At 71.0% G+C, this 19,477-nt stretch carries 16 protein-coding genes; 9 read left to right on the forward strand and 7 right to left on the reverse strand.

Translation table 11 applies throughout. The annotated features are described in order from the left end of the window. Positions 1-170: 170 nt before the first annotated feature. Together ACIBL4_RS18780 and ACIBL4_RS18785 are read right to left on the reverse strand one after the other, a co-directional pair. Positions 171-1,067, reverse strand: coding sequence for an aminoglycoside phosphotransferase family protein (locus ACIBL4_RS18780; protein WP_399411311.1), 897 nt, complete (start codon positions 1,065-1,067; stop codon positions 171-173). A 262-nt stretch (positions 1,068-1,329) separates the two neighbouring features. After that, positions 1,330-3,435: a glycoside hydrolase family 36 protein gene (locus ACIBL4_RS18785; RefSeq protein WP_399411591.1), complete on the reverse strand. Its 2,106-nt coding sequence runs from the start codon at positions 3,433-3,435 to the stop codon at positions 1,330-1,332. Between the two features lie 133 nt (positions 3,436-3,568). Between ACIBL4_RS18785 and ACIBL4_RS18790 the strand changes: the two genes are divergently transcribed. From ACIBL4_RS18790 to ACIBL4_RS18815, 6 genes are all read left to right on the forward strand, one after another. Next, positions 3,569-4,606 (forward strand): LacI family DNA-binding transcriptional regulator, encoded by a 1,038-nt coding sequence (locus tag ACIBL4_RS18790; protein ID WP_399411313.1) that lies wholly within the window; start codon positions 3,569-3,571, stop codon positions 4,604-4,606. An 86-nt stretch (positions 4,607-4,692) separates the two neighbouring features. Next, entirely contained in the window at positions 4,693-6,024 is a 1,332-nt protein-coding gene (locus ACIBL4_RS18795; RefSeq protein ID WP_399411315.1) for an ABC transporter substrate-binding protein, read from the forward strand. Positions 6,025-6,026: 2 nt separating this feature from the next. Next, on the forward strand, positions 6,027-6,950 hold the full coding sequence (locus ACIBL4_RS18800) for a carbohydrate ABC transporter permease (protein ID WP_399411317.1): 924 nt from the start codon (positions 6,027-6,029) through the stop codon (positions 6,948-6,950). Then, on the forward strand, positions 6,947-7,771 hold the full coding sequence (locus ACIBL4_RS18805) for a carbohydrate ABC transporter permease (protein ID WP_399411319.1): 825 nt from the start codon (positions 6,947-6,949) through the stop codon (positions 7,769-7,771). The genes ACIBL4_RS18800 and ACIBL4_RS18805 overlap by 4 nt, the downstream gene beginning before the upstream one ends. Positions 7,772-7,871: 100 nt before the next feature. Continuing rightward, positions 7,872-10,340 carry a CBM35 domain-containing protein gene (locus ACIBL4_RS18810; RefSeq protein ID WP_399411321.1) on the forward strand — a complete coding sequence of 823 codons (2,469 nt, stop codon included), beginning with the start codon at positions 7,872-7,874 and terminating at the stop codon, positions 10,338-10,340. Between the two features lie 143 nt (positions 10,341-10,483). Continuing rightward, positions 10,484-11,503 (forward strand): sporulation protein, encoded by a 1,020-nt coding sequence (locus ACIBL4_RS18815; protein WP_399411323.1) that lies wholly within the window; start codon positions 10,484-10,486, stop codon positions 11,501-11,503. A gap of 12 nt (positions 11,504-11,515) precedes the next feature. On the opposite strand, the gene ACIBL4_RS18820 is transcribed toward ACIBL4_RS18815, so the two are convergent. Together ACIBL4_RS18820 and ACIBL4_RS18825 are read right to left on the reverse strand one after the other, a co-directional pair. Next, positions 11,516-12,745, reverse strand: a complete 1,230-nt coding sequence (locus ACIBL4_RS18820) for a M56 family metallopeptidase (protein WP_399411325.1) — start codon at positions 12,743-12,745, stop codon at positions 11,516-11,518. A 6-nt stretch (positions 12,746-12,751) separates the two neighbouring features. Further along, positions 12,752-13,138, reverse strand: a complete 387-nt coding sequence (locus tag ACIBL4_RS18825) for a BlaI/MecI/CopY family transcriptional regulator (protein WP_399411327.1) — start codon at positions 13,136-13,138, stop codon at positions 12,752-12,754. A 163-nt stretch (positions 13,139-13,301) separates the two neighbouring features. On the opposite strand from ACIBL4_RS18825, the gene ACIBL4_RS18830 reads away from it, so the two are divergent. Both ACIBL4_RS18830 and ACIBL4_RS18835 read left to right on the forward strand, forming a co-directional pair. After that, positions 13,302-13,955: a hypothetical protein gene (locus ACIBL4_RS18830; protein ID WP_399411330.1), complete on the forward strand. Its 654-nt coding sequence runs from the start codon at positions 13,302-13,304 to the stop codon at positions 13,953-13,955. Then, entirely contained in the window at positions 13,943-14,194 is a 252-nt protein-coding gene (locus tag ACIBL4_RS18835; RefSeq protein ID WP_399411332.1) for a twin-arginine translocase TatA/TatE family subunit, read from the forward strand. Before ACIBL4_RS18830 ends, ACIBL4_RS18835 begins: the two co-directional genes overlap by 13 nt. A 12-nt stretch (positions 14,195-14,206) precedes the next feature. Here the strand turns inward: ACIBL4_RS18835 and htpG are convergent, their stop codons facing one another. The 3 genes from htpG to ACIBL4_RS18850 form a co-directional block, all read right to left on the reverse strand. After that, positions 14,207-16,105, reverse strand: a complete 1,899-nt coding sequence (gene htpG / locus ACIBL4_RS18840) for a molecular chaperone HtpG (RefSeq protein WP_399411334.1) — start codon at positions 16,103-16,105, stop codon at positions 14,207-14,209. Positions 16,106-16,190: 85 nt separating this feature from the next. Continuing rightward, positions 16,191-16,931, reverse strand: coding sequence for a class F sortase (locus ACIBL4_RS18845; RefSeq protein ID WP_399411336.1), 741 nt, complete (start codon positions 16,929-16,931; stop codon positions 16,191-16,193). A 143-nt stretch (positions 16,932-17,074) separates the two neighbouring features. Further along, on the reverse strand, positions 17,075-17,797 hold the full coding sequence (locus tag ACIBL4_RS18850; protein WP_399411338.1) for a hypothetical protein: 723 nt from the start codon (positions 17,795-17,797) through the stop codon (positions 17,075-17,077). A gap of 617 nt (positions 17,798-18,414) precedes the next feature. Between ACIBL4_RS18850 and ACIBL4_RS18855 the strand changes: the two genes are divergently transcribed. Then, positions 18,415-19,203, forward strand: a complete 789-nt coding sequence (locus ACIBL4_RS18855; protein WP_399411340.1) for a tetratricopeptide repeat protein — start codon at positions 18,415-18,417, stop codon at positions 19,201-19,203. The last annotated feature ends 274 nt before the right edge of the window (positions 19,204-19,477 follow it).

The following is a 19,477-nucleotide window of genomic DNA, read 5'->3' on the forward strand; positions in this document are numbered from 1 at the left end:
TGCGGGTCGAGGCCCGTCGCTCAGCCTCACGTCGAAGCCGTCTGCAGGATCGGCATGCACAACCTCGACCACCCCAGGGGTTCCGGCAACGAAATCCGGCTCATCAAGCGCCAACTCAACAGTGCTGCCGACACGTAGGTCGCTGGCCCCAGGAAGATTCACCGCGCTCGTCAAACGCCCTTCAGAACACGATCAAGTGCCGCCCGGCCTACAGGGCCCCAGTTCGGCTTGCCCCCGGGAAGACCCCGCTCTCCGTTCTGCCCCATGAGCATCAGGAAAAGGCTTTTCATCGCGGCCAGCCCGCGGGCGCGCCGGATCGCCGCCTCGTCCGCATGGGCGTATACGTCGAAGAACCGTGAGGCCGAGCCCGCGGGGAGCAGCACCCAAGCGGCGGCGAGGTCCCACGCCGGATCGCCGGCGAACAGGGCACCGAAATCGATCACGCCCGAGAGCGTCCCGTCCGAGACGACGACGTTCGCGGGATGGAGGTCGCCATGCACCCATACCTGCGGACCATCCCACTCGGGAGCCGCGACGGCATCGTCCCAGACGGCCCGGACATCGGCAGCGATGTCGACGGGAGCAACGGCCTGGAAGAAGCTCTCGAAGCCGTCGGTGCACTTCTTTGGGTGAGCGCCGAAGTCCGAGCTGATCGGCGCCTCGGCGGGCGCCTCCACATGAAGCGCCCGGAGGAAGCCCGCCAGCGTGTCGGCCGCGTGGGCGCCGCGGCTGATCGAGCCGTGGTCCAGCGGCTCGCCGGGAACCCACGTCATCACGGTCCAGTGCTTGGGGAAGCGCTCGGACGGGTCGCCGAACCGCACCGGAGTCGGCACCGGGAGCGGCAGGCGCGGAGCCAGCACGGGTAGCCACCGCCGCTCCTTGAGCTGGAGTTCCGGGGTGGGGTCCATGCGCTGCATGCGCACGGCCAACTCGTCCCCGAGGCGCCACATTTGGTTGCCCCAGCCGCCCGCCACCTCGCGGATGGCCAGCCCCGCAAGGTCTGGATGCTGCTCCCGCAGCAGGTCGCGCACCAGGTCTGCGGTGATCTCGATCTCGGTGTCGGTCATGCGAAGTCACAGTACTGAGGCGGCAGGCGAAGCGGCTGAGCATCTGCTGTGATTTCTCCGGCATCACCAATTCGGTTTCCGAGAGCTGCAGATCAGAGGCTTTGGGACAGAACGGCTCCAAAGTTCAGAGAGGTGACCAGCCCGAACGACACCACACCGGTCCAGATCGCGCGTGTCATGACCGCCCACTCCCATCTCTGCCCTGCCGGCGCACGAGGCCTCACGAGCCGCATGCCGACCTCACGGCCTTGGAATAGATCATCTAGCCGTCCTGCGTGAGCCGGATCAGCAGCGCGCCGGGCGTGCGCGGCACGGACACCGTCAGCCCGTCCCCGTCCCAGAGGGCCCGGCCCGCCTCCGCGGAGGACGGGTGCAGGACGTCCGCACGGAAGGTCCGGCCCGCCAGCTGCCGGACGGGGACGCGCAGTTCGGCCGGTCCGCCGCGCCGCCACACCGACAGGTACGCCGTGCGGTCCCCGGGGACCTTCAGCCCCAGGGCGAGCCACTCGTCCGTCCAGCCGGGCAGACCGAGCGGCCAGAACGGCAGGGCCCGCGCGAGGTCACCGCGGATCGACTTGTAGACCGCGACGGCATCCCGTACGAGGGCCAGCTGGTGGTCCGACATGCGGTCGAGATGGCCCGAGAGGTGGATACGGCCGAGCAGTGCACCGCCGAGGGTCGTGGTGATCAGGTCGTCGTCGAAGCCGGGCTGCGGATAGGCCCAGACGGCGCCCTGTTCGGGCGGCACGGCGGTCGGAGCGGCGGCGGCAATGGGCGGGTAACGCAGGGGGTCCTGCTGGTCGCTGGTGGACTGGAGCTGGGCGACGGCCAGGGTGGCGCCGTCCATGCGCATACCGCCCGAGGCGCAGTTCTCCACGACGAGGCCGGGGTGGCGGTCCAGTACGCCGGACAGCCAATCCAGGTAGGCGTGGGCGTGGCCCAGCAGCCCGGCTCCCGGCGCGAGGTCGCCGGGTGCCTGGGTGCCGGGGTCGACCACGATGTTGTAGTCCAGCTTGAGGTAGCCCACGCCCCAGTCGCCGACGATCCGGTCCACGGTCTTGTCGAGGTGGGCGCGGGCGGCCGGGTTCCGCAGGTCGAGCTGGTGGCGGCCCTGCTCGGCCAGGCGCACGCCGTCGCGCTGGAAGAACGCCTCGTCGGGCAGTTCGGCCGCGACGGGGCTGCGCACCCCGACGACCTCCGGCTCCAGCCACAGCCCGGGCACCATCCCGCGCTCCCGGATCCGGTCCAGGACGGCCCGGATGCCGCCGTCGGGGAAGCGGCGCGGCGAGGGCTGCCAGGCGCCGACGCTGTCCCACCAGCCTCGGGTGTCGTCGTCGTACCAGCCCGAGTCGATGCAGAAGTACTCGGCGCCGGCGTCCGCGGCGGCGTCGATCAGCGGCAGGAGCTTGGCCGTGGTCGGGTCGCCCATCAGGGTGTTCATGTAGTCGTTGAAGACGACGGGGAGGGCGGTGTGGTCCGGGTGCGGGCGGCGGATCGCCCGGCGGTAGGAGGTCAGGGCGCCCATCGCCGTGTCGAGGTCGGAGCCGAGGGCCAGGGCCCCGTACACGGTGGTGAACTCCTCGCCCGGGGCGAGCCGGACCCGCCACTGGTGTTCCGCGTCGGTGGGGCCGTTCAGCGCCAGGTAGCTGCCGTGTGCGCGTTCGCCCACGTCCCAGCGCCAGCCGGCCGGGGACTCGACCTGCCACGCCCAGGCCCGACCGCCGCCGCGCTCCGTCAGCGCCCCCATGGCCAGATGGCCGTCGGTGGGCCAGCTGCCGCGCCCGGTGAGGGCGAGGGCGGCCCGGCTGTCGTGCTGGTGGGCGTCGACGTGGATGTCGGCGACGGCGGCGCGCAGCGGCTCGGCGTGCCAACGGCACTCGGCGAGCCAGTCGTTGCGGGCCCGGTGGACGTCGAGGGCGTCCGGGCCGGGCAGGCCACCGAGCAGGAGGCTGCTGACGGACTGGACGACCACGGGCACCCGGCCCTCGTTGCGGAGGCGGACTCGGGAGCGCAGGACGGACACGCCGGTGGGTGACGCGAGTTCGACGAACGCCGTCAAACCGGTGTCCGGGTCGTGGAGTACCACGGTCAGCCACTCCCAGCCGTCACGTCTCTCCGTCCGATGGGTCCGGTAGGCGAGCCGGGCGCCGAAGGCCGTGCCGGTGAAGCGGGGGCCGGACCAGCCGCTGCCGTGACCGAGGGCGGTGAGTTCCACGAGCGGGAGCGCGGAGTGCGGGGCGGCGTGGAGGTCGTCGTCGGGGTGGGCCAGCCGGACCAGCCGCAGGGTCCCGTCGGCGGCGATCGCGAACCCTGCCCGGAGGGCTTGATGCCCCCAAGTGAACTCGTCCTCCCGCTGGTTGGAGGCCATGTGCGCCGCATCCGCCGTTCCGGTCAAGGTGCTCCCCCTCCTGACCCCGTCCCGTCCTCGGAGAGCGGAGGTCCGCGTGAATCCCTCGTTACGGTCTCTTGACGACCCATGTGTGACCGGTCACAATCCTCGCATGAATGTGACCGGTCACACAAGGCGCCCGGCGAGCATCAGGGACGTCGCGACAGCCGCGGGGGTCTCGTACCAGACGGTCTCGCGGGTGATCAACGGTCATCCCAGCGTCCGGCCGTCCACCCGGGAGCGGGTGCTCGCCGCCATCGAGGAACTGGGCTTCCGCCGCAACGCGACCGCCCTCGCCCTGGCCAGCGGGCGCAGCCGGGCCGTGACCGTGCTCACCGCGAACACCACCCACTACGGCTACGCCTCGATCCTCCAGGGCATCGAGGAGGCGGCCCGCGCGGCGTCGTACGCGGTCGGGATCGGGGTGCTGGAGTCGGCCGAGGACGCGGCCGTCGCCGCCGAGGTGCAGCGCGCGGCGGACGCGGGCGGCGGGATCGTCGTGATCGCATACGATCCGGCCGGTGTCCGGGCGCTGGAGGCCGTGCCCGCCGGGCTGCCGGTGGTGGGCGTGGTCGAGACCCCGGCGAGTCCGCCCGGCGGCGACCGCCCGTGGGTGTGGGCCGACGACCGCGAGGCCGCCTACCAAGCGACCCGCCATCTGCTCTCGCTCGGCCACGAGACCGTGCACTACGTGGCCATCCCGTCCAGCACCCGCCGCACCAGCGCCCGCACCAGCGGCTGGCGGCAGGCGCTGAAGGAGGCCGGCGCCCCGGAACCCCGCCCCGTGCAGAGCAGTTGGGGACCGGCGGGCGGCCACGCGGCCGGGCTCAAGCTGGCGAAGGACCAGTCCGTCACCGCGATCCTGTGCGGCAACGACGACCTCGCGCTCGGCGTGCTGCGCGCCCTGCACGAGTCCGGCCGCTCGGTACCGGGCGAGGTCAGCGTGGCCGGTTTCGACGACGCCCCGCACTCCGCCTTCCTCACCCCGTCCCTGACGACCGTACGCCTGGACTTCACCGGCCTCGGGCGGTCCGCGTTCGCCCTGCTGCACGGCGTGCTGGAGGAGTCCGCGCCGGTCGCCCCGCATCCCGTGTCCGTACCGGAACTGGTGGTGCGGGAGAGCTCGGGACCACCGCCCGCCGACGCCTGAACCACCGGTGCCCGAACAGCCCGCACGAGCCCAGCAGTTGTGAGTCCCGCTTTGTGAATCGAACCGCCTGCTCCGAAAGGCACGAGATGAAGACAAGAGCTCTCCCCGCCCTGGCGCTGATATGTGCCGTCGGCCTGGCCGCCACCGCGTGCAGTGACCCGACCGCCGGGGACTCCGGTTCGGACGGTTCGGACGCCAAGCGGACGGCGGTGAATCCGACCGCCCGGCTGGACGGCGTGAAGCTGACCATGTGGACCGCGCAGAACACGGTGAACGCGCCCAAGCAGGTCATCGACGCCTTCGAGAAGGCCACCGGGGCCGAGGTCGACACCCAGGCGATCCCGGACCTCTACGAGCAGAACGTGCCGACGAAGCTGGCCTCCGGCGACCGCCCCGACCTGATGTTCTGGCAGCCGTCCATCTCCACGCTGCCGTTCATCCAGCCGAAGCAGAACCTGCTGACTCTCGACGGGGAGCCGTGGGAGGCCAAGCTCGGCGACACCGAGAGGTCCCTCGGCGTCATCGACGGCAAGCGGTACGCGGCGATCGTCACCAGCCCCGCCATGCTCGGCGTCTACTACAACAAGGACGTCTTCAAGCAGGCCGGGCTGAGCGAGAAGGACTTCCCGAAGTCCTACGACGAGCTGCTCGCCCTCGGCCGCAAGGTCGTCGACAAGACCGACGCGGCCGCCTTCTACGAGGCCGGCGGCGACAAGTGGCCGCTCCAGTGGCAGATGCAGGTCCAGCTCACCGACCTCGACCGGCAGTGGTGGGCCGACCTGAACGCCGGCAAGAAGAAGTGGACCGACCCGGTCGTCGTCGGCGCGATCAAGAAGTACAAGGAGAAGCTGCTCGACGCGGGGCTGGCCCAGAAGAACTACCGGACGGGCACCTTCACCGGGCAGGCCGACGCGCTGTGGAAGGGCGACGCCGGCATGGTCCTCAACGTCACCTCCTTCCAGAGCCAGTTGCAGGCCAAGTACTCCACCGCCGAGATCGACAAGAAGATCGGCTGGTTCCCGGTCGCCAACTCCTCGGCCACCGGCCTGTACTCCCCCGACCAGACCAACGGTGTCGTCGCCTTCAGGACCGGTGACGACAAGCGGCAGAACGCGGCCCGGCAGTTCCTCGCCTTCTGGCTCGGCCCGGACTACCCGGACTACATCAAGGCGATGAAGATCCCGTCCGTTCAGCCGTCCGTGCCCACCCCCGACGGCCTGCCCGAGGCGTCCAAGGCGCAGGTGGCGGCCCTGCCCAAGGCCATCGGCGTCTTCCAGGCCAAGGCGATCGTCGCCCCCGACACCCACCTCTACCTGGCCGACATGATCTTCGGCAAGAAGAGCCCGCAGCAGGTGGCGCAGGCGATCCAGGACCAGTTCGCGCAGGTGGCCAAGGCCCAGGGCGCCCCCGGGTTCTGACCATGGCGGACACGGTCGTACGTACGCGCAAGCAGCCGGCTGCACAGGGCGCACCGAAGGGCGTGGGACGGCTGCCACGCGCCGCCGTGCACCACCCCTGGTGGTTCGCGCTCCCCGCGATCGTCGTCTTCGCGGGCTTCTTCCTGGTGCCCAACCTGCTGAACTTCTACTACCCGTTCACCAACTGGTCCTCGTACCACGCGGACATCGCCTTCACGGGCCTGGACAACTTCCGGACCATCGCCGAGGACGGCTCGCTGCTGCGGGCGATCCGCACGACCCTGGTGTACGCGCTGCTGGCGGCGCTGTTCCAGAACGGCTTCGGGCTCGTGCTGGCGCTGCTGCTGGAGGACGACAGCCGCTTCAACCGGTTCTTCCGTGCCGTCTTCTTCCTGCCGGTGCTGATCTCGGCGCTGGCGACCGGTTACGTCTTCCAGGCGCTGCTCGACCAGGACGGAGCCGTCAACTCCGTTCTGGGTACGGACATCCCGTGGCTGGGCTCGACGACCTGGACGCTGGTGATCGTCACGCTCATCCACGGGTGGAAGTGGATGGGCCTGTCGATGCTCATCTATCTGGCCGGTCTCAAGGGCATCCCCGGCGAGATGCTGGAGGCCGCGAAGTGCGACGGCGCGGGGCCCTGGCGGACCTTCTGGTCGGTGCGCTGGCCGATGCTCGCGCCGGCCGTCACCTTCAACGTCACCACCGCGCTGATCGGTTCGATGAACACCTTCGACATCGTGCAGGCCACGACGGGCGGCGGCCCCGCGGCCTCCACGGAGGTCTTCAACATCTACATGTTCCGGATCTTCGGGCAGGGCCTGTACGCGCAGGCGTCCGCGATGAGCCTCGTCCTGTTCCTGGTGGTGGTCGCCGTGGCGATCCCGCTGGTCGTGGGGCTCCGGCGAAGGGAGCAGCTGCCGTGACCGCGGTGTGGCGGTACGGCCGCCCCTGTCTCGTCGTCCTGCTCGCCGCGCTGGCCGTGGGCGTGCCACTGTGGCTGGTCGCCGTCACCTCGGCCAAGCCGCAGGCCGAGGCGATCAAGCCGAACCTGGACCTGCCCCGGCACTGGCAGCCCGCGAGCAACTACGCGGACGCCGTCAGCCAGGGTGAGATGCTGCGTGGATTCCTCAACTCGCTGCTGGTCGTGGTGCCTTCGGTGGTCCTGGTGCTGATCCTGGGCGCGGGCGCCGCCTGGGTCTTCGCCCGCCGCAAGTCCAAGCTGGTCTCGGCGGCGTACGCGCTGTGCATCAGCGGGCTGCTGCTGCCGCCCGCCGTCATCACCATCGTGATGGAACTGCGGCAGCTCGGGCTGTCCAACACCCGCCCCGGCATGATCGCCGTCTACACCGGGATGTACCTGTCGACGTCGATCTTCTTCATGACGGGCTTCATCCGCGCCGTCCCCATGGAGCTGGAGGAGGCGGCCCGGATGGACGGGGCGAGCCCGTCACGGATCTTCTGGCGGATCGTCCTGCCGCTGCTCCGGCCGGTGATCGCCACCGCGACGATCATGGTGATGCTCTACGCCTGGAGCGACATCTTCTACGCGTTCTTCGTCCTCGGCGGCGGAGACCGGGCGACCCTGCCGCTCAACCTCTACCAGGTCGCCAGCGCCCAGCTCTACCTCAACAACTGGCATCTCGTCTTCGCGTACGTCGTGGTGATGAGCCTGCCCATGGTCGCCGTGTTCCTCGTCGGCCAGCGAAAGATCGTGTCCGGAATCACCAGTGGAGCCGTGAAGTGACTGGAGGTCCAGCAGCGTGATCACCCCCACCCGCACGAGAGCCGGTACGAGGTCCCGTACCAGAACCGCCTTGATGACAGCACTACTTGGAGCAGCCGCCATGGCAGCCACTCTCCCCGCAGCCGGCAACGCGGCTGCGGCAGCCGACCCACAGCGCCTCACGGTCGACCTCAAAGCCTCCGAGGGCCCGGTGATGCTCGGCGCCAACGGTTCGCTGTACGGGGTCAGCGACGACGGCGTTCCCAGCGACGCCGCTATGGAACCCCTGAAGATCACGAGCATCTCGCAGAAGCCGGAGGGCGGCGCGCAGCACCCCAACGGCGACGCGCTCACGGTCTCGAAGTCGTTCTTCCGCAACGGCGGCGGCGAGATCAACGTGATGATGCAGGACATCTACGCCAAGTGGCCGTACGAGGACCTCGGTATCGACGACTACCTCCCCAAGGTCGACAAGATCGCCAAGGAGGTCTCGGCCGACCCGAACAGCGAGCGCTTCGTCTACATCCCGTTCAACGAGCCCGACCAGATCTGGTACAAGCTCGACGTCGCCGACCAGGCGCAGTACGAGAAGAACCGCGACCGGTTCTTCAAGGACTGGAAGACGGTGTACCAGCGCATCCGCGCGATCGACCCGGACGCGAGGATCGCCGGACCCAACGAAGCCGCGTACCACACCCGTCTGCTGAAGGACTTCCTCGCCTTCGCCAAGCGCGAGAACGTGCTCCCCCAGGTGATGACCTGGCACGAGCTCGGCTCCGGCTCGCTGCGCGACTTCCAGGCGCACTACGACGACTACCGCAAGCTGGAGCGCGAGGCGGGCATAGCCCCGCTGAAGATCAACATCGACGAGTACGCCAACCGCCGCGACCTGTCCGTGCCCGGGCAGCTCGTGCAGTGGGTCTCGATGTTCGAGCGCAACAAGGTGTACGCCAACATGGCGTACTGGGACGCGGCCGGCAATCTCAGCGGCCAGGTGGTGCGCTCGAACATTCCCAACGGCGGCTGGTGGCTGTTCCGTTGGTACGCGGGCATGACCGGCAACACCGTGAAGGTGACGCCGCCGCAGCCCAACACCATCGACACCCTCCAGGGGCTGGCCTCCCTCGACACCTCCCGCCGCCAGGCGCAGGTCCTGCTGGGCGGCTCGGCGGGTGACTCTGACGTGGTCGTGCGCAATGTCCCCCGGTCGGTGTTCGGCCGTACGGTCACCGCGACCGTCGCCGAGGCCGCCTGGTCCGGATACGAGGGGCAGCACGCGGCGCCGCGGGTCCTCGCGCGCACCAAGGTGAAGGTCGCGGACGACGGTTCGGTGACCGTCCCGCTGCGCGGCCTGCACAAGATGTCGGCCTACCGGGTCGTCCTCACCCCCGGCGGCTCCGGCGACCCGTCCGCCACCTCCGTGCCGTGGTCGGCGTCGTACGAGGCCGAGGACGCGGTGATCACCGACGGCAAGGTCTACACGCAGGGCACGGTCCAGAACGCCAACGGCTACGCGGCCTCCGGCACCAAGGACGTCGGCTCGCTCAACCAGCCCGGCAGCAAGGTCGCTTTCTCCGTGACGGTCCCGAAGGACGGCACGTACGACCTGGCGATCCTGTACGGCAACCAGTCGGGCGGCCCCGCCACGCAGAAGCTGGCGGTCGACGGCGGCGACCCGGTGACGGTCACCTACCCCTCCACGGAGAACTGGACGTACCGCGCGAAGAAGGACGTCCGCGTCCAACTGAAGGCGGGCACGCACCAACTGACCCTGGCCAAGGGTGACGCCGAGGTCACCCTGGACCGGATCGACCTGACCACCCGTACGGGCGCACCCTCCGCCTCCTACGAGGCCACGCTGGCGGACATCAGTGGCAAGCCGTCGTACGACTACACCTCGTCGGCCGGTGTCGGCACGGGCTCCCTCGTGCTGCGCTCCGGTGACAAGGCCGTGTTCGACGTCTACGCCCCGCGCGACGGCTACTACACGGTGGTGCCGCGGACCTCGGCGGCCGTGAAGCTGTCGCTGCACGGGGAGACCGTGACGGCCGCGCCCGGCCGTCCGCTGCGGCTCTACCTGGTCGCGGGCAACAACCGGATCGCGATGACGTCGGGCCACTCCGCCGTCCGCTCACTCGACGTCTGCGGCGACGGCTCGGCCGCCGGCACCCTCTCCTACGAGGGCGCCAAGGCCACGCTCGCCGGCGGGGCCAAGCTCGTCGACTCCCCGCACGCGTCCGCCGGCTCGTACATCGGCTGGCTCGGCAACAGCGCCTCCAGCACCGCCGAGTTCACGGTGGACGCGCCCCGGTCCGGCCGCTATCTGCTGGTCGTCCACTACGCGCACAACGACCGCCGGGACAACGGCCACGCCTACAACACGGACATCATGTCCCGTACGGCGGACATCACGGTCGGGTCCGCGGACCCGGTGAAGGTCACCTTCAAGAACACCTGGAGCTGGGACGACTACTGGACCGTCGGTGTCCCGGTCGATCTGGCGAAGGGCGCGAACAGGGTGACGTTCGGCAACGCGAGCGCCTGGGCGCCGAACATCGACCGGATCGAACTGGGCCGGGTCGTGGGCTGAGTCGCGCGCTGACGGATGCGGTTGCGGAGGAGTGAGCGGTTCTCCTCCGCCACCCACGCGCAAGATCACGTCCGCGGGGCATCCCCTATACTTCTACATGCTTGTAGAACTTCCGTACACGCATGTGAGGAGTGGACGCCACCATGGTGTTCAAACGACTGCTCGGCACGCTCGGCGTGGGCGGCCCCACGGTCGACACGGTCCTCGACCCGGCTCCCGTCCGGCCCGGCGGCACACTCACCGGTGAGGTCCGGCTGGTGGGCGGCAAAGCCGACTTCGACATCGAGCACATCACCCTGGAGCTGGTGGCCCGGGTCGAGGCCGGGCACCAGGGTGGCGAGAGCGAGGGCTTCGTCGTCTTCGGCCGCTTCACCGTCGGCGGCGGCTTCCGGATCGCCGAGGGCGAGCAGCGCGGTGTGCCGTTCAGCATGACCCTGCCGTGGGAGACGCCGGTCACCGAGCTGCACGGCCAGAGCCTGGGCGTCGTCCTGGGCGTGCGCACCGAGTTGGCGGTGGCCGGCGCGAAGGACAAGGGCGACCTGGACCAGCTGAACGTCACGCCGCTGCCCGTCCAGGAGGCCGTGCTGGAAGCCCTCGGCGCGCTCGGGTTCGGCTTCAGGTCGGCCGACCTCGAATACGGGCGCATCGGCGGGACCGGCCAGCAACTGCCCTTCTACCAGGAGATCGAACTCGCCCCGTCCCCCCGGTACGCGCACCAGGTGAACGAGATCGAGCTGACGTTCCTGGCGGGCCCGGGCGGCACGGAGGTCGTGCTGGAGGCGGACAAGCGCGGCGGCTTCCTGTCGCCCGGCCACGACGCGCTGACCCGCTTCACCGTCTCCCACGAGGGAGTGGAGCATCAGGACTGGCCGACGATCGTCGACGGCTGGATCCGGCAACTGGTCGAGCACCGGGCCTCGTACGGCTCCCCCGCGGGCTACGGCCCGCCCATGGGCCACGCCTCCCCCGTCGCCTTCGGCCCGGGCGGTCACGGGCACGGCGGGCAGCATCAGGACGGCCACCGCTCGGGCCCCGGCATGGGGACCGCCGTCGCCGCGGGCGCGGCCGGACTCGCGGCCGGGGTCGTCGGCGGCATGGTCGCGGACGAAGTGATCGACGAGGCCGGGGACTTCTTCGAGGGCGAGGAGGAAGAGGAGGGCTGAGCCCCCTCCCCTCTAAAGAGGGGTCGCGGCATGCAGGATGAGCACCATCGTGACGGCGGAGTTCGCGGAGGACATCGCCGACACGGCCGTTCCTGCGGCCGCGCCCCAGGCCGCCAGTCCGACCGAGGTGGACACCGGGGGCCAGGTGCGCACGGCGGGGGGCGGGCCGAGCAGGGCTGCCACCCGGCGCGGCACCGGGCCCGGAGCGGCGAGTCCGGCGAGCGTGGGCGCCGGGGTGCCCCGGGAAACCAGGGCGGCCGTGCCGATGGCACGCACCACCGTGCGGCGGCTGCCGACCACCCGGGCCGCCTCCTCGTCCGCCCACCGCTCCGCCGTGTAGGCGACGGCCGTGCGCAGCGGCCGCAGGAACGGATTGACCCGGGCCGCGAGCTGTACGACGAGCAGGTGGCGGTCGTGCCGGGCGGCGAGGTGCGCCCGCTCATGGGCGAACAGGGCCCGCCGCTCGGCCGGCCGGAGCCGCTCCAACAGGGCCGTCGTCACCACGACACGCCCACGCCGACGGCGGACACGACGCCCGGCACCGCCACGCCGAGCACGGCGATCATCACCTGGACCCCTGCTGTCCTGGCGCACACCGCCCTGGCGACCGACACCCGGCACACCATCGTCCTCGCGACGGCCCGGCAGGACGCCAGTGCCATGGCGACCGCCAGGCAGCACACGACCGCACCCGCGAAGGACACGCAGCACACCACCGCCATGGCGCCCGTCTCGCGGCACACCACCACCCCCGCGAAAGACACGCAGCACACCACCACCCCCGCGGCCCCCGGCCGGCGCACCACCGCCCCGGCGGCCACCGGGCAGCGCATACGCGTAGGGGACGCCGTCCGGCAGGACGGCCACCTCCGTGTCCGGAAGGCCGGACAGCGCGCGGTGGGCCTGGCGGCGTACCCGGGCGTGTCGCCACAGTGTGCGGGCGCAGGCCACGACCACCGCGCACAGCGCGGGGATCGCGGCCTTGCCGACGACCTCGTCGTACGGCACCGCCGCCCGTACCTCGGGGTCCGACCAGCCGTCGGGCAAGGGGTTGCCGGGCAGTTGGGCGGTGCCGACCACCATGACGAGTCCCAGGCACACCGTGCTGCACAGCGCCAGCACCGCCGCCATCGCGGTCAGTAACCGGGTCGCGGTGCGCGGGTGCAGATGCTGCTCGGCCAGGCGGGCGACCGGCCAGGCCGTGAGCGGGAGAACCAGTGGCAGAAAGACGAAGACCCCCATGAGGCTTCAGCCTTCCCCCTCGCCGTGGGCCTGATCCAGCAGGTCGCGCAGCAGCCGTTCGTCGTCCGGGCCGAGGCCGGTGAGGAAGCTCGCCAGCACGGCCTCGCGGTCACTCTCGGCGTCCAGCACCTTGCGCATCTTCCGGGCGGCCAGGCCCGCCTGGTCCGAGGCGGGCGTCCAGGTGAAGGACCGGCCCACCCGCTCCCGGGTGACCGCGCCCTTGCCCAGCAGCCGGGTCAGGATCGTGATCACCGTCGTGTACGCGAGGTCGCCGCCGAGGCGTTCCTGCACCCAGCCGGCCGTCGCCGGTCCGTCCGCCTCCCGCAGTGCCGACAGCACCAGCGTCTCCAGCTCGCCCTGCCCCCGCCGGGGCCGCTGCCGGGGATCCGTCACCGCCCTGCCTCCCTTCGCCGCCCTGCCGTGCCCGTGCGGACATCGTATAGATCCGCGGGGCCTGAACCCGCCTACTTCTACAGTGCTGTAGATTTAAATGCGTTCGGTACCGACGTCCGACACAGCAACCGACGCCCGACACAGCAACCGACAAGGAGACCTTGTGACCGATCCGCCCCGCCTCCACCCCGAGGACCGCGCGGACTTCGAAGCTGTACTGGGCCAGGCGCTGCGCACCGCGGACATCCATGGCGCCGTGCGCGCCGACCCGACCGGCCGGACGGCCGCGCAGCTGCGTGCCCACGCGCTCGCCCACGCCGACTCCATCACGGCGGCGGCCGGCGAGCCGTACCGCGCCTACCTCGCCGTACGAGCGGCCGCCCGCCAGGACGTGCGGCGCCCGCTCGCCGCCGGGAGTCTGCTGCCCGCCCTCGCGGTGCTCACGCCGCTCGTGGCGGGGGCGTCCGCCGGTGCCCTGCTCCTGCTCGGCTGCCTGCTCCAGGTCGCGGGCGCCCCGGGCCCGTTGCCCGGCTCGCTCGTCGCGGCCGGCTGGACGCTGGCACTCGTCGCGGCCGTGACCGGCCTCCTCGCCCTGGGTGCGCTGCTGCGCTCGGCCCTGGCCCGGCGGGCCGACCGCGTGGAGCACGCCCGGCTCGCCTGGCGGCAGGCCCTGTTCGACCGCGGCATGCTGCCCCATCTGCTCCGGTATCCGGCGGTGGCAGACACGGAGGCGGGGGTCACACCGGGCTCCGCGCCCGATACGCTCGCGCCGTGCCCGGCCCGGGCGGGAAAGGACAGGACACCATGTTCGGACTGAGCGAGCTCGCGATCATCCTCATCGTCGTCATAGCCGTGATCGGGGCGAGGAAGCTGCCCGAACTGGCCCGGTCGGCCGGCAAGTCCGCCCGCATCCTCAAGGCCGAGGCCCGCGCCGCGAGGGACGAGGAGGCCGGGACGGCCCCCGCGCCGCGGGTGGTCCAGGGCGAGATCGTCCCGCCGGGCACCGGCCCGGCCCCGTCCGGCGCGCGGGCCGCGGACGCCCCGGACCCCCGCTGATCCTCCCCCTGCCTACAGCGTGCGCTCCAGGCGGTCGGCCACGAGCTTGACGAAGCGTGCGGGGTCCTTGGGCTGACCGCCCTCGGCGAGCACCGCCAGCGTGTGGAGCAGCTCGGCGGACTCGACGAGACCCGAGCGGTCCTCGCGCTCCTTGTACGCCTGGTTCAGGTTCTTCACCAGCAGGTGGTCGGGGTTGAGTTCGAGGATCCGCTTGGTGCGCGGCACCTCCTGGCCCATCGCCCGGTACATGTTCTCCAGGGCCGGGGTCAGGTCGTGCGCGTCCGAGACGACGCAGGCCGGGGAGACGGTGAGCCGCGCCGACAGACGCACTTCCTTGATGTCCTCGTCCAGCTGCTCCCGCATCCAGCCGACCAGTCCCGCGTAGTCCTCGGCCTGCTTCTCCCGCTCCCCCTCGGCCTTCTCGTCCTTCTCTGCGTCGAGGTCGATCTCGCCCTTGGCGACGGAGCGCAGCTTCTTGCCCTCATACTCGCCGACGGCGTCGACCCACACCTCGTCGACCGGGTCAGTGAGCAGCAGGACCTCGATGCCCTTGTCCCGGAACGCCTCCATGTGCGGGGAGTTCTCGATGCTCTGCCGGGACTCGCCGGTGATGTAGTAGATGTCGTCCTGGCCGTCCTTCATCCGCTCCACGTACTGCGCGAGGGTGGTCGGCTCGTCCTCGGCGTGCGTGGTCGCGAACGACGCGACGGCGAGGATGGCGTCCCGGTTCTCGGAGTCGGTGACCAGGCCTTCCTTCAGGACGGTGCCGAACTCGCGCCAGAACGTCGCGTAGCGGTCGGCGTCCTTGGTCTTGATCTCCTTGACCGTGGAGAGGACCTTCTTCGTCAGCCGGCGCTGCATCATCCGGATGTGCCGGTCCTGCTGGAGGATCTCGCGGGAGACGTTGAGCGAGAGGTCCTGCGCGTCGACGACGCCCTTGACGAAGCGGAGGTAGGGCGGCAGCAGCGCCTCGCAGTCGTCCATGATGAAGACGCGCTTCACGTACAGCTGGACGCCGCGCTTGAAGTCCCGCGTGAACAGGTCGTGCGGGGCGTGCGAGGGCACGAAGAGCAGGGCCTGGTACTCGAAGGTGCCCTCGGCCTGGAGCCGGATCGTCTCCAGCGGCTCGCGCCAGTCGTGGCTGATGTGCTTGTACAGCTCGTGGTACTCGTCGTCGGAGACCTCGTCGCGCGACCGCGCCCACAGGGCCTTCATCGAGTTCAGCGTCTCGGGCTCGGGCGCGTCCTCGCCGTCGCCCTTCTCCGGGACCATCCGGATGGGCCAGGTGATGAAGTCCGAGTACCGCTTGACGATCTCCCGGATCTTCCACGGCGAGGTGTAGTCGTGGAGCTGATTGTCCGGGTCGGCGGGCTTGAGGTGGAGCGTCACGGAGGTGCCTTGCGGGGCGTCGTCGACCTTCTCCAGCGTGTACGTGGACTCGCCGCGGGACGTCCAGCGGGTCCCCTGGCTCTCGCCGGCGCGCCGGGTCACCAGCGTCACCTCGTCCGCCACCATGAAGCCGGAGTAGAAGCCGACGCCGAACTGGCCGATCAGCCCCTCGGCATTGGCCGCGTCCTGGGCCTCCCGCAGCTCCTTCAGGAAGGTGGCCGTACCGGAGTTGGCGATGGTGCCGATGAGCTTTCCGACCTCGTCGTACGACATCCCGATGCCGTTGTCCCGCACCGTGAGGGTCCGGGCCTCCTTGTCGACGTCGATCTCGATGTGCAGGTCGGACACGTCGGCGTCGAGCGAGTCGTCCCGCAGCTTCTCCAGGCGCAGCTTGTCCAGCGCGTCGGAGGCGTTGGAGACGAGCTCCCGCAGGAAGACATCCTTGTTCGAGTAGACCGAGTGGATCATCAGCTGGAGCAGCTGACGTGCCTCTACCTGGAACTCAAACGTTTCGGTCGTCATGGTTCGCGAATCCCTCACAGGTCCCACAGTCGCCTGAACTGGTGCAGTCACTTTAAAACACCACGTCAGGCCGGAGGCCCGGAAGTCAGACGAGGTGGGCGAACACGACCAGGTTCTCGGTGTAGTCCCGGGCCTGACGGTCGTAGGCACCCGCGCACGTGATGAGCCGGACCTGGGCGCCGGGGGTGTCGCCGTACACGCGCTCGCTGGGGAAGTCGTCCTTGTCGAAGGACTGCGCGTCGTCGACCACGAAGGTGGCCCTGCTGCCGTCGGCTCGCGCCACGTGGAACCGGTCGCCCTTCCTCAGTTCGCTGAGCCGGGCGAACACGGCCGGGGAGGTCGCGGTATCCACGTGCCCCGCGATGATCGCGGTTCCGGCCTCGCCGGGCGAGGCGCCCTTGGCGTACCAGCCGACGAGGTTGGTGTCGTCGGCCGGAGGCGGTTCGAGCTGACCCGAAGGGCCGATGGCGAGGTCGGTGAAGGGCGCGTTCACCGAGATCTTGGGGATGTGCAGGCGGACCGGCCGGGACCGCGGCAGATGGGGTCCGGCCCCGGACGCGGCGGTCCGGTGGGGCGCCGCGGACGAGGGCGGCGCGTCGGGCACGGCGGGCGCGGCGGAGGTGGCGGGCGCCGCCGTCGGGACGGCCGGCGGGGCGTGCGGCGGGCCGCCGGTGTCGGACGACGACTCGCCACGGCCGGCGACCAGGCTCACGGTCAGGACCAGGGCCGCGAGACCCCAGAAGACCGACACGACGGTGCGGAATCGCCGCTTCGACGGCGTGGGGCCGGGCTCGGCAGGGGACGGGGGGCTGGGGCTGGCTGCCATCGGAGACCACCTCATTCGGGCACGGCAGGGGAACGGACACAGCAGCGGACACGGCACGCGGGAGGACGAGCCGGGACGAACCGGGCCGCCGCGACGCGAGGAGCACGTGCGGCGGCCACGGCGGCTACGGGTTCATGCCTCGGTCATGCCGCGCCCTGGGAGGCCTTCTGGCGCCTCAGTGCGTACAGGCCGGTGCCGGCCACCGCGAGCACCGCGAGACCGCCGGCCGTCACGCCCGGACCGGCGGCCAGTGCGCCGCCACCGGTGTGCACCCCGCCGCGCGGCTTGTGGTGCTTGTCGCCGTGCCAGGAGCCCTTGTCGTGGTCTTCGTGCTTGCCGTGCTTGTCGCCCCAGGGGTCCTCGTCCTGCTTGTCGCCCCAGGAGTCGTCGCCGCCCCCGCCGTCCTTGAGGGCGTCCCGGTCGTGCTTGGGGTTTTCCCAGTCGTCGTCCGCGTTCACCACGGTCAGGGCTCCGCCGCCCGTGTGCACCCCGCCACGCGGCTTGTGGTGCTTGTCGCCGTGCCAGGAGTCCTTGCCATGGCCCTCGTGCTTGCCGTGCTCCTCGTGCTTGCCGTGCTCCTCGTGCTTGCCGTGCTCCTCGTGCTTGCCTTGCTCCTCGTGCTTGCCGTGCTCGCCGTCCTTGCGGTGGTCCTGGTCGTCGTCCGCGGTCACCCCGGTCAGGGCTCCGCCACCCGTGTGCATCCCGCCGTGCGGCTTGTGGTGTTTGCCGTCCTTGTGGTGCTCCTTGCTGTAGGAAGTGGTGTCGTGGTCCCAGTCACCCATCGCCTCGGCGTAGGCGGCGGGTGCGGCGATCGCGAGGGCGGCCGTGGCCGTGGCCGTCGCGAGCAGCATGCGGGCAGAGCGCATCGGTGAGTCCTTCCGTCGCGGGCCGGGCGCTGACGCCTCGCCAGCTCACGAGACCCGGCCTCGACGTGACCACCGTCAGTCATGCCGGGCCGTCCCACCATCCAGGGCGTTCACACGGGTTACGACCTCACCCTGACGGCTGCACCCGCCCCGGCCGGCGCCGCAGCCCGTCGATGTCACCCATGTGGCGATCACCCTGTCCAGGTCGCCGGTCATGACGTGGCCCCCCTCGGACGAAGGCCTGCTCCGGACTCGTACGCGCGGGTCAGCAGCGCGTTGACGGCGAGCGCCGCTGCGGGGTCGGGGTCGGGCAGCCGGTCGCCAGCGGCCGCGGCCTTGCTCAGGGAGTTCAGCAGGGCGGTGGCGTGGGGGTACGCAGCAGGGCGTGGCGCAGCACGTCCGGGTGAGGGTGCGCTGCAAGGCGTGGCGCAGCACGTCCGGGGTGAGGGCGGCGCGGCGGGCGGCTTCGGCGTCCTCCTTCTGGCGGCGCACCCGCCTGACCGCGGGGCATCGGGGCCTCCGACCAGCTCCCGCCCCTCGCCGAACGGCGTGCCCGGCATCCGTATGCTCCGGCCATGAAACTCTTCCGGCCGCGCGACCGAAACGACGCCGGGAGGATGCCGAGGTCCCCTGTGTCCCAGGCCATGGCGCTGTACGAGGCCGGTCGCTATGCCGAGGCGGAGGCCGAGGCCCGCGCTGTGGCCGCGGCCCGGTCGCGGCCACGCGACGACATGTACGCACCGCTGGCGCTGAGCATCGCCGCGCTCGCGACGGGCGCCCAGGGCCGCCACGCCGAGGCCCTCGCTCTGTACGACGCAGTGTTGCCGGCCTTCGGCCGGATCTTCGGGGCCGAACACCCGCAGACCCTGAAGCTGCGCTCGGACCGCGCCCAGGAGCTGACCGCGCTCGCCCGGCACGCCGAGTGCGAGACCGAGTGTGTGGCCGTCGCGCTGGCCGCGACCCGCGGGACAGGGCCGGAGATGCCGCTCATAGCGGCGGCCGCCCGCAACGGACTCGTCTTCGCCCTCAACGCGCAGGGACGCCACCCGGAGGCCGAGGCGCTCGCCCGCGAGGCCCTGGCCGCCCATCGCGTACCGGACCGGTTCTCCCTGGTCCTGCGGCTCGGCCTGGCCCGCAGCCTCAACGGCCGGGCCCGCCACGAGGAGGCTCTCGCCGAGGCGGAGCGCGCCGACGAGCTGCGCCGCGGCCTGCCCGAGGAGCAGCGCCGCCCGGAGACCGGCGCCGCCGAGCTGGCCGTGGCCACCGCCCTCCTGGGGCTGGGCCGCGCTAGCGAGGCCCGCCTGCGGGCCGCAGCCGCTCACGACGCCTGCCTGGCCTCCTTCGGCCCGGACCATCGCCGCACCGTCGAGGCTCGGGCGCTGCTCGACCGCATCGACGGCGCTTGACCTGGCGCGCAACGCCTCCCGCTACCCAACAAATGCCTCATGTCTGTTGAACCCCCGTTTATCGCGTGTTGATCTGCGCGACCTACGATCTCCCAGCCGACCATGCCGAACGGGGGACGACATGCTCCGCATTCCTTCAGCGATACAGATCTGGCGCGAACCAGGCTTGCCGCCGCGCCTGATCCGCTCTGGGAAGTCGCCGCTGATCGCCGGTACCGCGCCGACGTCACGACTAGTCGGGCATCCGTATGCGAGGAAGCACTGCAGTCTCCTC

The organism is Streptomyces sp. NPDC050416 (assembly GCF_044458845.1).
In the GTDB taxonomy this organism is placed as follows: Bacteria; Actinomycetota; Actinomycetes; order Streptomycetales; family Streptomycetaceae; genus Streptomyces.

Bases quoted from the DNA above. Each gene is read 5' to 3' on its own strand.
- ACIBL4_RS18780 (WP_399411311.1), bottom strand. From the start codon at position 1,067: ATGACCGACACCGAGATCGAGATCACCGCAGACCTGGTGCGCGACCTG.
- ACIBL4_RS18785 (WP_399411591.1), bottom strand. From the start codon at position 3,435: ATGGCCTCCAACCAGCGGGAGGACGAGTTCACTTGGGGGCATCAAGCC.
- ACIBL4_RS18790 (WP_399411313.1), top strand. From the start codon at position 3,569: ATGAATGTGACCGGTCACACAAGGCGCCCGGCGAGCATCAGGGACGTC.
- ACIBL4_RS18795 (WP_399411315.1), top strand. From the start codon at position 4,693: ATGAAGACAAGAGCTCTCCCCGCCCTGGCGCTGATATGTGCCGTCGGC.
- ACIBL4_RS18800 (WP_399411317.1), top strand. From the start codon at position 6,027: ATGGCGGACACGGTCGTACGTACGCGCAAGCAGCCGGCTGCACAGGGC.
- ACIBL4_RS18810 (WP_399411321.1), top strand. From the start codon at position 7,872: ATGGCAGCCACTCTCCCCGCAGCCGGCAACGCGGCTGCGGCAGCCGAC.
- ACIBL4_RS18815 (WP_399411323.1), top strand. From the start codon at position 10,484: ATGGTGTTCAAACGACTGCTCGGCACGCTCGGCGTGGGCGGCCCCACG.
- ACIBL4_RS18820 (WP_399411325.1), bottom strand. From the start codon at position 12,745: ATGGGGGTCTTCGTCTTTCTGCCACTGGTTCTCCCGCTCACGGCCTGG.
- ACIBL4_RS18835 (WP_399411332.1), top strand. From the start codon at position 13,943: ATGTTCGGACTGAGCGAGCTCGCGATCATCCTCATCGTCGTCATAGCC.
- htpG (WP_399411334.1), bottom strand. From the start codon at position 16,105: ATGACGACCGAAACGTTTGAGTTCCAGGTAGAGGCACGTCAGCTGCTC.
- ACIBL4_RS18845 (WP_399411336.1), bottom strand. From the start codon at position 16,931: ATGGCAGCCAGCCCCAGCCCCCCGTCCCCTGCCGAGCCCGGCCCCACG.
- ACIBL4_RS18850 (WP_399411338.1), bottom strand. From the start codon at position 17,797: ATGCGCTCTGCCCGCATGCTGCTCGCGACGGCCACGGCCACGGCCGCC.
- ACIBL4_RS18855 (WP_399411340.1), top strand. From the start codon at position 18,415: ATGCCGAGGTCCCCTGTGTCCCAGGCCATGGCGCTGTACGAGGCCGGT.